At 67.1% G+C, this 13,552-nt stretch carries 11 protein-coding genes; 7 read left to right on the forward strand and 4 right to left on the reverse strand.

Features of this window, described 5'->3' with window-relative positions:
• Positions 1–30 precede the first annotated feature (30 nt).
• The 3 genes from C8258_RS05295 to C8258_RS05305 form a co-directional block, all read right to left on the reverse strand.
• On the reverse strand, positions 31–747 hold the full coding sequence (locus C8258_RS05295) for a polysaccharide deacetylase family protein (RefSeq protein WP_233224885.1): 717 nt from the start codon (positions 745–747) through the stop codon (positions 31–33).
• 46 nt (positions 748–793) lie between these two features.
• Positions 794–2,809 (reverse strand): SDR family oxidoreductase, encoded by a 2,016-nt coding sequence (locus tag C8258_RS05300; protein WP_106954193.1) that lies wholly within the window; start codon positions 2,807–2,809, stop codon positions 794–796.
• 318 nt (positions 2,810–3,127) lie between these two features.
• Positions 3,128–3,808, reverse strand: coding sequence for a heme oxygenase (biliverdin-producing) (locus C8258_RS05305; RefSeq protein WP_106954194.1), 681 nt, complete (start codon positions 3,806–3,808; stop codon positions 3,128–3,130).
• A gap of 319 nt (positions 3,809–4,127) precedes the next feature.
• Between C8258_RS05305 and C8258_RS32820 the strand changes: the two genes are divergently transcribed.
• The 5 genes from C8258_RS32820 to C8258_RS05330 all read left to right on the forward strand — a co-directional run bounded on the left by C8258_RS32820 (position 4,128) and on the right by C8258_RS05330 (position 9,082).
• A complete protein-coding gene (locus C8258_RS32820; protein ID WP_199195595.1) occupies positions 4,128–4,379 on the forward strand; it encodes a hypothetical protein in 252 nt (83 codons plus the stop codon).
• Positions 4,380–4,394: 15 nt separating this feature from the next.
• Positions 4,395–4,733, forward strand: coding sequence for a hypothetical protein (locus C8258_RS05315; protein WP_233224886.1), 339 nt, complete (start codon positions 4,395–4,397; stop codon positions 4,731–4,733).
• 235 nt (positions 4,734–4,968) lie between these two features.
• The gene (gene asnB / locus C8258_RS05320) at positions 4,969–6,813 is read left to right on the forward strand and encodes an asparagine synthase (glutamine-hydrolyzing) (protein ID WP_106954195.1); all 1,845 of its coding nucleotides are present in this window, start codon (positions 4,969–4,971) and stop codon (positions 6,811–6,813) included.
• 187 nt (positions 6,814–7,000) lie between these two features.
• Positions 7,001–8,236, forward strand: coding sequence for a cytochrome P450 (locus C8258_RS05325; RefSeq protein ID WP_039777921.1), 1,236 nt, complete (start codon positions 7,001–7,003; stop codon positions 8,234–8,236).
• A gap of 126 nt (positions 8,237–8,362) precedes the next feature.
• Positions 8,363–9,082, forward strand: a complete 720-nt coding sequence (locus tag C8258_RS05330) for a TetR/AcrR family transcriptional regulator (protein ID WP_063013819.1) — start codon at positions 8,363–8,365, stop codon at positions 9,080–9,082.
• A 52-nt stretch (positions 9,083–9,134) separates the two neighbouring features.
• Here C8258_RS05330 and C8258_RS05335 read toward each other — a convergent pair whose 3' ends face one another.
• On the reverse strand, positions 9,135–10,517 hold the full coding sequence (locus C8258_RS05335; RefSeq protein WP_036500979.1) for a threonine/serine exporter ThrE family protein: 1,383 nt from the start codon (positions 10,515–10,517) through the stop codon (positions 9,135–9,137).
• 201 nt (positions 10,518–10,718) lie between these two features.
• Between C8258_RS05335 and C8258_RS05340 the strand changes: the two genes are divergently transcribed.
• Both C8258_RS05340 and C8258_RS05345 read left to right on the forward strand, forming a co-directional pair.
• A complete protein-coding gene (locus tag C8258_RS05340; RefSeq protein WP_106954196.1) occupies positions 10,719–12,740 on the forward strand; it encodes an acyl-CoA dehydrogenase in 2,022 nt (673 codons plus the stop codon).
• A 65-nt stretch (positions 12,741–12,805) separates the two neighbouring features.
• The gene (locus C8258_RS05345; protein WP_158271228.1) at positions 12,806–13,528 is read left to right on the forward strand and encodes a phosphatase PAP2 family protein; all 723 of its coding nucleotides are present in this window, start codon (positions 12,806–12,808) and stop codon (positions 13,526–13,528) included.
• Positions 13,529–13,552 lie beyond the last annotated feature (24 nt).

Consider the following 13,552-nt stretch of genomic DNA (forward strand, 5'->3'; position numbering starts at 1 on the left):
AGTTTTGGCCGAAACGGCCGGGGAGTTCGGTCACATTCCGGTGGGTTTCGTGCCAGCGATCAGTTGCGAGACGGTCACGAAACCGTAACCGCGCGAACGGAGTTCCGCGACAATGCGCGGAATCGCCGCCGCTGCGGCCGGTTGGTACATCGCATGTAACAAGATGATCGATCCCGGCCGGGCGCGGTTCACCGTGTCCGAGACTATGGCATCGGTGCTCGCGCCACCGGTGGAATCGGATTCGACATCCCACATCACGGTGGTGCGATCGTTTTGGGACAGATACCAGGGCAGCGCGACCAGCTTCTTGCCGTACGGCGGGCGGAAGGTCGCCGGCCCGTGGTATCCGGTGCGCTCGATTTCGGCATCGGTGCGTTCGACCTCGTCGCGGACCGCGGCGGGAGTGACGAATACGAGCCGTCGATGGGTGTAGCTGTGATTGCCGAGTTCGTGCCCGGCGGCCGCGATCTGCGCGCCGTAGTCGCGATGGGCGGCCAGGTCACGGCCGACTAGATAGAAAGTGGCCGGAATGTGTTCGGCGGCAAGTGTTTCCAGGATCGCCGGGGTGGCATCGGTGGGGCCGTCGTCGATGGTCAGCGCGACGACCTTTTCGGTGGTGTCGATGCGGTGGACCAAGCGGCCGGCGACCTGGAAGGTGCGCGAATTCATCAGGACGTAGGTGCCGGCCGAAAGCACCGCCGCGAGGACGAGAACGAGCGCGCCGCCGAGCAGAAGCCTGCGTTTCACCGGCGAAACCTACCACCGGACACCGGGTCCGGTGGTAGGTGCGGATTCACCAGTGCAGGCCGGGCAGCCGGTTGATGATCCGAGCCGCGGGGGTGGGCAAGCCCATCAGTGGCTGCACCACCGGTGCGAGCGCCAGCAGCGGGCTGCGGCCGCCGGTCTCGGTCGTGTCGCTCGGTGCGGTGCGGCCGTGGCGGGCCGCGGCGGATTCGCCGGTCCGCCGGAAGCCCTGGTGCAGAATGGCTTTCTTCACCGAGGGCATCACCGTGTCGATGACCTGGGCGAAGGTGCCGATCGGTGTGTCGATGCGCGCGGGGCGCTCCTCGAGGGCGCGCACCACGATCGCCGCCGCCTGTTCGGGGCTGTGCACCGGCAGTGATCGGTACATCTCGGTCGGCGCGATCATCGGGGTGCGCACCAGCGGCATCCGCACCGAGGTGAAGGTGATGCCGGCGTCGGCGTTCTCGACCGCCGCGATCTCGCTGAAGGTGTCCAGCGCCGATTTGCTCGCCACGTAGGCGGCGAAACGCGGCTGTTTGGTCTGCACCGCGATCGAGGAGATGTTGACGACGTGGCCGAAGCGGCGTTCCCGCATGGCCGGCAGCAGGGCCAGGATCAGCCGCACCGCGCCGAAGTAGTTGACGGCCATGGTCCGCTCGAAATCGTGCATGCGATCGGTGGAGTTCAGCACGGAGCGACGGATGGAACGTCCGGCGTTGTTCACCGCGTAGTCGACGTGGTGATGGTCGGCGAGCACCTGCTTGACCAGCAGCTCGACGGCCTTCTCGTCGGTGATGTCGCACGAATAGCTGTAGGCGTCGCCGCCCTGTTCGCGCACCTGGGCCGCCGCCGCCTCGAGTTCGTCGATCCCGCGCGCCACCATCAGCACCGTCGCACCGCGGCGCGCCACCGCATGCGCGGTCGCCAGGCCGATACCGGAGGAGGCGCCGGTGATGAGCACGATCCGGCCGCGCAGCCGGTCGCCGCCGCCGTGCCGGCGTGCCCGGTCGGGATCCAGATGTGCGCGCCAGTACCGCCACAGATTCTCGGCGTAGGTGTCGAAGGCGGGGACCTCGAGGTCGATGCGGCGCAGCAGCGCCCGGGTGGAATCGGAGACGAATTCCGACGCGAACGACGTGTGCGGGGCGACCTCGGCGGGAATACCGAACTGGCTCAACAGGAAATCACGCGCCGCGGTGACACCGGGCAGGCGGTTCAGCGTCGCCAGTGCGGTATGACTGCCCGGAACCGGGCCCACGCCACCGGGTGCGCCGGCGGCCCGCGAGAGCGCGCTGTAGATCTCGGTGAACGGCTGCGGACGCGGATTGACCAGGTGGAAGGTGCGCTTGTTCAGACCCGGGCGGCCGATCAGTTCGACCATCGCCTGGGCGACGTAGTCGACCGGGACGATATTGGTCGCGCCCAGATCCGGCAGCGGCAGCGGCAGACCGCCCGGCAGTGCGGCCAGCCGCGCGATGGCGGGGAAGAAGTAGTACGGACCGTCGATCTTGTCCATCTCACCGGTGCGCGAATCGCCGACGACGATCGCCGGGCGATACACCCGCCAGCGCAGTCCCGTGCTCTCGCGAACCAGGCGCTCGGCGGCGAATTTCGTTCGGTGATAAGGAGATTCGAGGTTCTGGCCGAGGTCGAAATCGTCTTCGAAGAATTTTCCGCGATGGTCACCGGCCACTGCCACCGACGAGACGTGGTGGAGCATCGCACCCAGTTCGGTCGCGAGCGCGATCACCGCGCGAGTGCCGTTCACGTTCGCCGCATAGGCGGATTCCTCATCGGCGGTCATGTCGTAGACCGCGCCCAGATGTACCACGTGCTGCGCGGCCGGCGGTTCGTCCACCAGCCCCAGACCCTCGGCCGTCAGGTCTCCGACCAGCGGAAACACTCGGTCGGTGGCATTCCATCGGGTCGCGAGCTCGGCCAGTTTGGCCGCCGAGGCCTCACGGACGAGCACGTGCACCACGGCGTCGGTATCGGCGGAGAGGAGTCCTTCCACCACGCGCCGTCCCAGAAAACCCGTCCCACCGGTCACGATATAGGTAGCCACTACCCCTCCTTGCATGTCGAACATGTTGTCGCACAACGTTGTTCGTCCGACATGCGTCGGTGGATGCGGACTGAACGAAGCGGCCTCTATCAGAATCGAGGGCGCTGTAGGAACCCCTGCGTGCCTAACTGGTGAGTAACTTTAGCTGGCGGCGACTTGTGCCCGCAACCAAACGGCGCCCCCCTGTGGTGTGGGACTGGTCACCACGTGGGAGCGCCGATCGGTATGTGTAACAACGATTTTGATGTAACTCGGAGACGCATCTGGCTACCGACTAGCAACCTTCCGGTCGGCTGTCCAGGAACGCCGGGGGTGGGTTCAGCCCTCGCGGCGGACCGGGAATTCGCTTGCCAGATCGGCGAATACGGCACTGTTCAGATCGAAGGCGCGCCGGCACTCGCCGAGCACCCGCTGCTTCTCCAGATCGTCAACGGCCAGTTCGTCGAGCAGGGTGCGGTAGCCGCGCTTGAAGGCGGCCGGATTCGCGATCTGATCGAAGACGTAGAAGCGCACACCGTCGCCCCGCTTGGGCAGCTGCCACAGCTTCGCCGCGGTGCCGCGAATGACCTGACCGCCCGACAGATCGCCCAGATAGCGGGTGTAGTGGTGGGCCACGTACCCCGCGGGCCAGTGCAGCGCACACTCGGTGATCCGGGCGGCGTACTCGGCGGTGGCGGGCAGGGCGGTGATGTCGTCGCGCCACTGCGGCCCGCCCAGATGTGCCAGATCGTCCTCGAGATGGGCCAGGCGCGCGAGTTCGGGCCGGATGAACGGACCGGCGACCGGATCGTCGGCGAGCACGTCCCAGTGCGCCTCGAGTGCCTGGTAGATGTGCCAGAGCTGGCCGGTGTAGCGATAGAAGGCATTGACGTCCAGAGCGCCGCCCAGCATGTCGCTCATGAAGGTGGAATTCTCGGCGCGCTCGTGCTGTTCGGCGGTGGCGGAGCGGATCTGCGCGGAGAACGGCACGGGCTGCTCGGTAGAGGTGGCGTCCGGCATGATCGGAGATTTCCTCGCTTCGTAGGACTGCAAGTATGGGTAACCTAACTTCGCCTCCGACGATACCGGCCCGAGAGCGCGACGGAATCAAACTTTCGGACGAGAAACCCACGCGGCTGTGCGCACGGCGACGGCGGCCGCCGACGAACTGCCCTTTTGTCGCCGACGGCGGACGGGTGAACAAATCGTGCAAACCTCATAGACTTTGCGAGTTTTCCGCTATTTTCGCGGAGGTTTGCACGAAAAGTTCAGCACGACCGCCTCCGGCCGTGTCCTGTGTCGATCGGCGCGCCGCCCCGGCGGTGGACATGGATCGCTCGTGAGCGCGGTCTTCCCGCTCGAGCATGCGATGCCGTGGCGCGGCAGAACCCTTGCAGATCAATCGCTTTGGGGCGGGCGGTCGAACTTCTCGATCGTGGCTTTCGATGTCGATCGGTCCTGCAGGACCAGCTCCCACGGCCCGACGTTCACGTCGAAGTTCTTGCCGAAGCCCACCCACTTGCCTGCCAGCCGGGTGGCGGTGAGTTCCGACAGCAGCTGGATCGCCCCGAAATACCGTGCGCCCTTGTAGTAGCCGCTGGGGGCCGTGGTTTCCGACCAGGTGGTCGTGAAAGATGTGCTCCCGGTCGCGCTGGGCTGGGTGCATCCGGAGTCGCCGTGTCTCGACTGGGATATCGCTCAGGTGCGGCGGCTGGCGGAGCGGCTGGGCTATCGGCCGGTGTGGGTGCCGGAGGCGAGTCGGATACCGCTCGCCGATCAGGTCCGCGCGGCCGGTGCCGAAGTGGTAATCGCACCGTCGACAGAGCATTTCGACTTCCTTGCGCTGAATTCGGTGATGGCGGTCGCCGACGTCGAGACCGTTAACCCGCGGCTCTCGTTCTCGCGATGGGCTACCGGATGGCAACCCGGCCGGGAGCCGAAGTAGGGGCGGGGTGACGATAGGGGTGGCGGCGCGTTCCGTCGGCGCGGGTTCGGTGCGGCGGAACCGGTGATTTCCGGGCGTTCCCCCGCCGCGGGCGAACAGAACTATTCGGTCGAAAGCGGCGAGTTCGGACAAGCTCGGACAAGTCGGGCGCAGGGTGGCGCGTCCGAGAGGCCTTGTGTTACAACGGTTTTACGCATCGTTCACTAAGCTAACTAAATTTTGGAGAGGCGGCGGAATGTGCGGAATCGCGGGCTGGGTGGCGTTCTCGGACGACCTCACCCGGCAGCAGGGGGTTATCGACGCGATGACCGAAACCATGGCCTGTCGCGGGCCGGACGGGCGAGGCACCTTCGTTCGTGAACACGCGGCACTGGGGCACCGGCGACTGGCCATCATCGACCTGCCCGGCGGCGCGCAGCCGATGACCGTGCCGACCCCGGCGGGCGACGTCGGCATGGTGTACTCGGGCGAGGCCTACAACTTCCGGGAATTGCGCGACGAACTGCGCGCTCTCGGGCACATCTTCGACACCGACAGCGACACCGAAGTGGTGCTGCACGGCTACCTGCAGTGGGGTGAGTCGGTCGTCGACCATCTCAACGGCATGTACGCCTTCGCGATCTGGGACGAGCGCCATCAGAAGCTGGTCATGGTGCGTGACCGGATGGGAATCAAACCGTTCTACTACTATCCGACCCCCGACGGCGTGCTGTTCGGCTCCGAGCCCAAGGCGATCCTCGCCAACCCGCTCGCGGCCAAGGCGGTCGACCTCGACGGCCTGCGCGAGCTGTTCGCCATGACCAAACAGCCCGGCTGGTCGCTGTGGAAGGGCATGGAGGAGGTGCTGCCCGGCACGCTGGTTACCGTGGACCGCAACGGAATTCGCACCCGCACCTACTGGCGGCTGCATGCCGTCGAGCACACCGACAGTCAGGAGCGGACCGTCGCGCGGGTGCGGGAGCTGCTGACCGATATTGTCGATCGCCAGCTGATCTCCGATGTGCCACGCTGTGTGCTGCTGTCGGGCGGGCTGGACTCGAGCGCGATCACCGGACTGGCCGCAGCACGGCTCGCCCGCGACGGCGAGCAGTTGCGCACCTTCTCGGTGGATTTCGCGAACCAGGAGCAGAACTTCGTTCCCGACGAGATGCGCGACACCCCGGATTCACCATTCGTGCGGGAGGTGGCGGCGCTGGTGCGCTCGGCCCATCGCGACGTGATGCTGAATCCGGCCGATCTGGCCGATCCGGCGGCGCGGCGCGCGGTGGTCACCGCCCGCGACATCCCCGTCGGTTTCGGCGATATGGACACCTCGCTGTATCTGCTGTTCGCGGCCATCCGGCAGCAGTCGACCGTGGCACTGTCGGGGGAGTCGGCCGATGAGGTGTTCGGCGGGTATCGCTGGTTCCACGACGAGGTGGCGCTGAAGGCGGACAACTTTCCGTGGCTCGCGTTCAACAGCGCCCTGACCGGCGACGCACGCTGGCAGATCCTGAACCCGGCCCTGCGTGAACGGCTGCGGCTCGAGGAGTTCGTGGCCGACCAGTACAGCGCGGCGGTGGCCGAAGTCGAGCACCTCGACGGCGAATCCGAGGTCGAACACCGGATGCGGACCGTCTGCCACCTGCACCTGACCCGATTCGTGCGCACGTTGCTCGACCGCAAGGACCGCGCGTCGATGGCGGTCGGCCTCGAAGTGCGGGTCCCGTTCTGCGACCACCGCCTGGTCGAATACGTCTACAACACCCCGTGGTCGCTGAAGACATTCGATGGCCGGGAGAAGAGCCTGCTGCGGCATGCGGCCGAGCACGTGCTGCCGGAATCGGTCGTGCAGCGGGTCAAGAGCCCGTATCCGTCGACGCAGGATCCGGGCTACGCGGCGGTGCTGCAGCAGCAGGCGAAACACGTTCTCGCCGAGAGTGATTCACGGCTGTTCGAGCTCATCGACCGGCAGTGGCTGCAGCGGGCGGTTGCCCTCGACCCGGCGGGCCTCGACAGCGCCGTGCGCGCCGGATTGGACCGCATCATCGATCTGCACACCTGGCTGGAGCTGTATTCTCCGCAACTGCAGCTGGATTGAGCGCTCTCTCCGGGCCGGCCCAGACCTCGCGTCGAGGCCGGCCCGGACGCGGTCCGTGCTGTTCAGAGGTGGTGCCGGAGATTTGCTGGGATACCGGAACAAGCTCGTGAACATTATTTACTAATAGGTGTTCACAAAACGGGTGTGGTGTGGTTCACTCCTAGGAACGTGTTCCAAAGGAGGTACCGTGTCCGCGCCGTCTCTGCCGTCCATCAGTCACGATTTCGATTTCACCGACCCCGATCTGCTCTCGCAGCGCCTGCCCGTGGCCGAATGGGCCGAACTGCGCCGCACCGCCCCGGTGTGGTGGGTCGACCAGCCCAACGGAGTGAGTGGCTTCGACGACGGCGGCTACTGGGTGGTGAGCCGGCTCGACGACATCAAGGAGATCTCGAAGAACTCCGAGGTCTTCTCCACGCAGGAGAACACCGCGGTGATCCGCTTCAACGGCGAGATCACCCGCGAGGAGATCGAGATCCAGCGGGCCATGCTGGTCAACACCGATCCGCCGGCGCACGACAAACTGCGCCGCATCATCTCGCGCGGCTTCACCCCGCGTGCGGTGGAGAGTCTGCGGGCCGCGCTGCGCGAGCGCGCCGAGCGGATCGTGCACGAGGCGAAGAAGACCGGCGGTGGCGACTTCGTCCAGCAGGTGGCCTGTGAGCTGCCGCTGCAGGCCATCGCCGAACTGCTCGGCGTGCCGCAGGAGGATCGCGGCAAGCTGTTCGAGTGGTCCAACCAGATGATGGGCTACGACGACCCGGAGTACGCCGACAGCTACAAGATGGCCAACGCCCAGGTCATGGGCTACGCGTGGAACCTCGCCGAGGAAAAGCGCAAATGCCCGGCCGACGACATCGTCTCCCAGCTGCTCAACGCCGACATCGAGGGCGAGGCGCTGGGCTCGGAGGAGTTCGCGTGGTTCGTCATCCTGCTGGCCGTGGCCGGTAACGAGACCACCCGCAACGCCACCACCCACGGCATGAAGGCGTTCGTGGACAATCCGGCGCAGTGGGAGCTCTACAAGGCCGAGCGGCCGCGCACCGCGCCCGACGAGATCGTGCGCTGGGCGACCCCGGTGATCGCGTTCCAGCGAACCGCTCTGTCGGACACCGAAATCGGCGGCCAGGCCATCAAGAAGGGCCAGCGGGTCGGCCTGTTCTACTCCTCGGCGAACTTCGACGAGGAACGTTTCGACAAGCCGTTCGAATTCGACATCATGCGAAACCCGAACCCGCACGTGGGATTCGGTGGCACCGGCACCCACTACTGCGTCGGCGCCAACCTGGCCCGGCTGCAGCTGGATCTGATCTTCAACGCCATTGCCGACGTGATGCCCAACCTGCGTGAGGTTTCCGAGCCGGTCCGGCTACGCTCGGGCTGGTTGAACGGAATCAAGAGCTGGCAGGTCGCCTACGAGTGAGTGCCGCGGCCGCCGGGGCAGCGCCCTCGGCGACCCCGGTCTCCGGCGGCCCAGGACACAGTGTGCGCACCGGCCTCGACGTACCCGTGACGTCGAGGCCGATGCGCACACGACGAAGGACGACGCATGACAGCCGCACGACGGGGCCGGATGCCCGCGGTCAGCGACGCCGATATCCGGCGCGTGGCCCGCACGCTCCTGGTGGAGCAGGGTCCCGAGGCGGTGACCCTGCGCGCCATCGCGCGTGAGTTGGGTATCACCGCGCCCGCGTTGTATCGGTACTACGCCTCGCGCGACGATCTGGTGGGTGCGCTGCGCAGCGATATCTGCGCCGACCTGGCCCAGGAGCTCGCCGAACAGGTGGCCGAGCTGCCCGAGGACGGCATGGTCCAGCTGTTCGCCATCTGCAAGGGTTTCCGGCAGTGGGCTTTGGCCCATGCCCACGAGTTCACGCTCGTGTTCGCCTCGCCGGCCGGTGGTTCGGCCAGCGCCATGCGGCAATTCGACGAACCGTTCGGCCGCATCTTCCTGGAGGCCGCGGGCCGGCTGCTGACCACCTACGACATCGTCACCCCGCCGACCGACGTGATTCCGCACGCGCTGCGCGAAGACCTCGTCGGATTCCAGACCGAACTGCTCGCCGTGCTCGCCGAATCGGGGCAGAAGTTCCCGGCCGAGAAGCTGGACCTGGGCGTCACCTATCTGATGATCCAGTTCTGGGCGCGGCTGTACGGGCACGTCACGCTCGAAGTGTTCGGCAACTACCCGATGCCGGTGGGTAATCCGGACGCCCTGTTCGATGCGACGCTGGCCGATCTGGCCCGCTCCATCGGATTCGCGGCCTGAGGAATCCCGGGCGACATCGATCCTCCGGCTCGGGGCCGCGGACCCGGCGGTCTCAGGTGAAGTCGTCGGGGCGCACCCCGGTGACCCGCCGCAGTATCCGCGGGCGGCGCAGCCACCGGGCGAACCACTCACCGAGCGTGATACCGCCGCCGAGGGCACAGCCGACCACGAGCGCGGCGAACATCTGATTCAGCCCGACCAGCAGATCGTCGTTGATCAGCGCGAACAGGCCCCGGTAGACCTTGAGACCGGGAAGCAGCGGAGTGATGCCCGCGATGGCGACGACCAGCGGGGGCGTCACCGCACGGCGGGCGAGCAGACCACCGGCGAGACCGATCGCGGTCGCCGAAACCGCGGCGGCGATCACCGGACCGAAACCGGCGTGCTGCACGAACAGATAGCACACGGTGATCCCGGCACCACTGAGGGCGGCGACGGTGAGGGCCCGGCGCTCGGCATAACAGGCGAGGGCGAAGGCCGCCGCCGCCACCGCACCGGCGGTGATCTTCAACGGCAGATTGGTGATGTCGTAGGACGGCGACATGTCGATCGGCGGCACCTGCGCGCCGAAGGCCTGGGCTCCGCGCAGCGCCAAACCGACACCGCCGATGATCGCACCGGTCATGACCAGTACTTCCAGCATGCGGGCCGCAGCGGTGATCGGTGCGCCGGTGATCGCGTCCTCGACCGCACCGACCAGCTGTAAACCACTGAGCAGCACGGTGATTCCGGCCGCGACGATCAGGCTGGGATTGGTTTCCAAACCCTCGGCGAAGGTTTGCAGCAGGATCGCCGGCAGGGTGGCGATGATGCCGCCCATCATGTTCTGGAAGAAGAAGGGCAGGCCGCGCTTGTTCAGCTCGCGGTTGCAGCGGTCGATCAGCAACGTCGTGGCGAAACTCACGACCGCGACCAGCGCGCCACCGCCCAGCAACAGCGCGATCGACGCCGCTAGCAGCGACCAGCCGAAAGTGGCGATCCACCGGTTGTACGGATGCGGCGCGGTGGTGATCGCGTCGAGCGCGGCGTGCGCCTCCTGGGGTGGCACCACCTCGCGGCGGATCCGCCGGGTGAGACGGTCAACGGCCGTCAGGCGAGTGAAGTCCAGCGAGCGGTACTGCACCACCCGCATGGTGCTGGCGGGTGGCAGCGACGGACCGCGGTCGGCGGAGATGCGAATCGAGTTGTAGGTCACGTCGATATCGCATTGCGCCAAACCGTATGTCGCGGCGATGAATTCGACCTGCGTGCTGGTGTCGGTCACGGCGGTGCCCGAGGCGAGCACTACCTCGCCGACCCGTTCGGCCAGGTCGAGTACCTCGGTTACCGCGGCGTCGTCGGTGAGATCGATCGGCTTCAGCGGGGCCGGTGCCTCGACCACCGAGTCCACCGTGGCGCGCCGCTGCGCGACCAGCCGATCGGTTACCGCTCCCATCGCCCGATGCCACAACGAACTGGGCTGGGTCTCCGGCCCCGTGCGGACGAGTTCGGGCTCCAACTCATCTGTCACACGACACACCGTAGTCGGCGCCGATAGGCGGACGCGGATCAGCTCCCTCTCCCCGGCGGGAGTGGCGAGCTGGGCAATCCGCTGGTTATCACCGGCGTGTCTGCACTCCCGCTACAGTCGATAACCATGGGCACCGATACGGCTACGGGTACCGAAGCAGCAGATTCCGTGAGATCGAACTCCGCGCAGCCGGAGGCCGGGACATCGAACACCGGACCGTCGAAGACCGGGAAGTCGACCGCCGACCATTTGCGGGCCGCGCTCGACGGCCCGTGGCGTGAGGTCAGGGAGCAGGCGCGCCGGCAGCTGGTCGACGACCGGTTGTTCGGCGATCCCTATCTCGACTACCGCCAGGCCCGTGCGCGGGTGCTGGAACAGATGCGCCTCATCGCCGAATTCGGTTATGCGGAAAAAGGTTTCAGCCTGGAACACGGGGGTACCGGCGATCCCGGCGGTGCTGTCACCGGCCTGGAAATGCTTGCCTACACCGATCTGTCGCTGTGGGTGAAGGCCGGTGTGCAGTGGGGGCTGTTCGGCGGCGCGGTGGAAAATCTCGGCACCGACCGCCACACCGACGTCGTCAAACGACTGCTGTCGCTGGATCTGCTCGGCTGTTTCGCGATGACCGAATCCGGCCACGGCAGCGATGTGGCGAATCTGGAGACCACCGCCACCTACGACCCGGCGACCGGCGAATTCGTGGTGCACAGTCCTACGGCCTCCGCCCGTAAGGACTACATCGGCGGCGCCGCCGAACACGCCCGCATGGCGGCGGTCTTCGCCCAGCTGATCACCGGGGGTGAAAGCAAGGGCGTGCACTGCTTCCTGGTGCCCATCCGCGACGAGGAGGGCAACGACCTGCCCGGCGTGACCACCTCGGATTGCGGTCTCAAGGGCGGTCTGCCCGGCGTCGACAACGGCCGCATCGAATTCGACCACGTCCGGATCCCGCGGGAGAACCTGCTCAACCGCTACGCCGACGTCGACGCCGACGGGACCTACCGCTCCGATATCGAGAACCCGAGCCGCCGGTTCTTCACCACCCTGGGCACGCTGGTGCGCGGGCGGGTCAGTGTCGGTGGCGCGGCCGCCGCCGGTGCGCGGGTGGCGTTGAGTATCGCGCTGCGCTACGGCGACAAGCGCCGCCAGTTCTCCGATCCGGACGACGGCAGCGAGACCCTGCTGCTGGACTATCGCAGCCATCAGCGCCGGCTTTTTCCGCATGTGGCGCGCGCGTTCGCGCTGTCGTTCGCCCAGAACGATCTGGTGCGTCGCATGCACCTGGTGCAGACCGGGCAGAATCTGGACCCGGAAGCGCAGCGCGCGCTGGAGAAGCGGGCCGCCGGCCTGAAGGTCGCGCAGACCCGTCACGCCACCCGATCCATCCAGGAATGCCGCGAATGCTGCGGCGGCGCAGGCTATCTCACCGAGAACCGGCTGGTCACCCTGAAGGCCGACACCGACGTGTTCACCACCTTCGAAGGTGACAACGTGGTCTTGACCCAGCTGGTGGCCAAGGAACTGCTCACCGCCTACTCCGACGAGGTGCGTGATCTCGACGCTCTGGGCTGGGTGAAGTTCGCGGCCACCATGGCCCGCGACGTGGTGCGCGAGACCTCGGGTGTGCGCCAGCTCATCCAGCGTCTGCGCGACCGCTCCGACGACGGCGTCGACGAGGGCGATCTGGCCCGGCGTTCGGTGCAGCTGCAGTTGTTCGCCGACCGGGAGGACTATCTGACTCGTACCGCCGCGCACCGGCTGCGCGCGCGGGCCGAGGAGACCGGCCCGTTCGAGGCGTTCAACAACGCGCAGGACCACATCCTCGCCGCCGGTGAGGCGCATATCGACCGGCTGGTGCTGGAGGCGTTCATCGAGGGCATCGCCGATATCGAGGATCCGGAGGCGCGAGCGCTGGCCGACACGGTCTGCGATCTGTTCGTGTACTCCACCATCGAACAGAATCAGGCCTGGTACATCATGCACCGCTTCATGTCGGTGGATCGGGCCAAGTCGGTGCGCCGCGGTGTCAACGAACTCGTGGACCGGTTGCGCCCGGAGTCGGCCACCCTGGTCGAGGCGCTCGGCGTGCCCGAGGCCATGCTGCGCGCGGCGATGCTCGACGACGCGAGCGTGCACCAGGGCGCGTGAAGCCGTGCTCGATATCGGCGGCCGGTGAGGGTGGGGCAGTAGCCGGACGCGGCTATGGTCGACAGGTGTCCGCTCCACCGCCGGTCGCTCGATATCGAGCGCGTCTCGTTGCCGCCGCCGTCACCCTGATCGGCCTGCTGATCACCGTGACGGTCCCCCTCAGCTTCCCCGCCGGCGGGGGACCGACCACGTTCGACAGCGCGATCGGTGACGAGGTGCACGAGGGCCTGGACGCGCATCGGGGTGTCTACGACGCGCTGGTGGTGCCGAGCAACGCCTATATCGTGTTGCCGCTGTTGCTGATCGGCGTGCTCTACTGCCTCCGGCGGCGCGACTGGTGGGGTGCCGGCTTTCTCGTGGTCGTCCCCGAGCTGGTGGTCGCGGTCAACACCTGGGCGCTGAAACCGCTGTGGGACAGGCATTTACAGCACTACCTCGCCTATCCGAGCGGGCACACCGTCCAATTCGTCGCCATCGCGACGGGTGTGCTGCTCGTCGCCGCCACCGTGTGTTGGCGCATCGTCATCGGCGTGCTCGCCGCGCTCGCGCTGGCGGCCGTGGCGGTGGGCATGGTCGGGCGCGGCTATCACTATCCGACCGATGTCGTGGGCGGCACCGCCTTCGCCATCGCGGCGGTGACCGCGTGCTGGACGGTGACGACGACAGTGCGCCTGCGGTACGACAACCGGCGGCTTCGGGCAGAGGACGCCGACGAGACCGGCGCCGCCGGACAGGCGGAACCGGGTGTCGGGGACACCGATCGCACGGCGGGCACGCCCGCGGCCTGAGCCGGCGGGCGCAGCCGGTCCGGC

Source organism: Nocardia sp. MDA0666 (genome assembly GCF_003023875.1).
Taxonomy (GTDB): domain Bacteria; phylum Actinomycetota; class Actinomycetes; order Mycobacteriales; family Mycobacteriaceae; genus Nocardia; species Nocardia aobensis.

Bases quoted from the DNA above. Each gene is read 5' to 3' on its own strand.
- C8258_RS05305 (WP_106954194.1), bottom strand. From the start codon at position 3,808: ATGCCGGACGCCACCTCTACCGAGCAGCCCGTGCCGTTCTCCGCGCAG.
- C8258_RS05335 (WP_036500979.1), bottom strand. From the start codon at position 10,517: ATGGGAGCGGTAACCGATCGGCTGGTCGCGCAGCGGCGCGCCACGGTG.
- C8258_RS05340 (WP_106954196.1), top strand. From the start codon at position 10,719: ATGGGCACCGATACGGCTACGGGTACCGAAGCAGCAGATTCCGTGAGA.
- asnB (WP_106954195.1), top strand. From the start codon at position 4,969: ATGTGCGGAATCGCGGGCTGGGTGGCGTTCTCGGACGACCTCACCCGG.
- C8258_RS05330 (WP_063013819.1), top strand. From the start codon at position 8,363: ATGACAGCCGCACGACGGGGCCGGATGCCCGCGGTCAGCGACGCCGAT.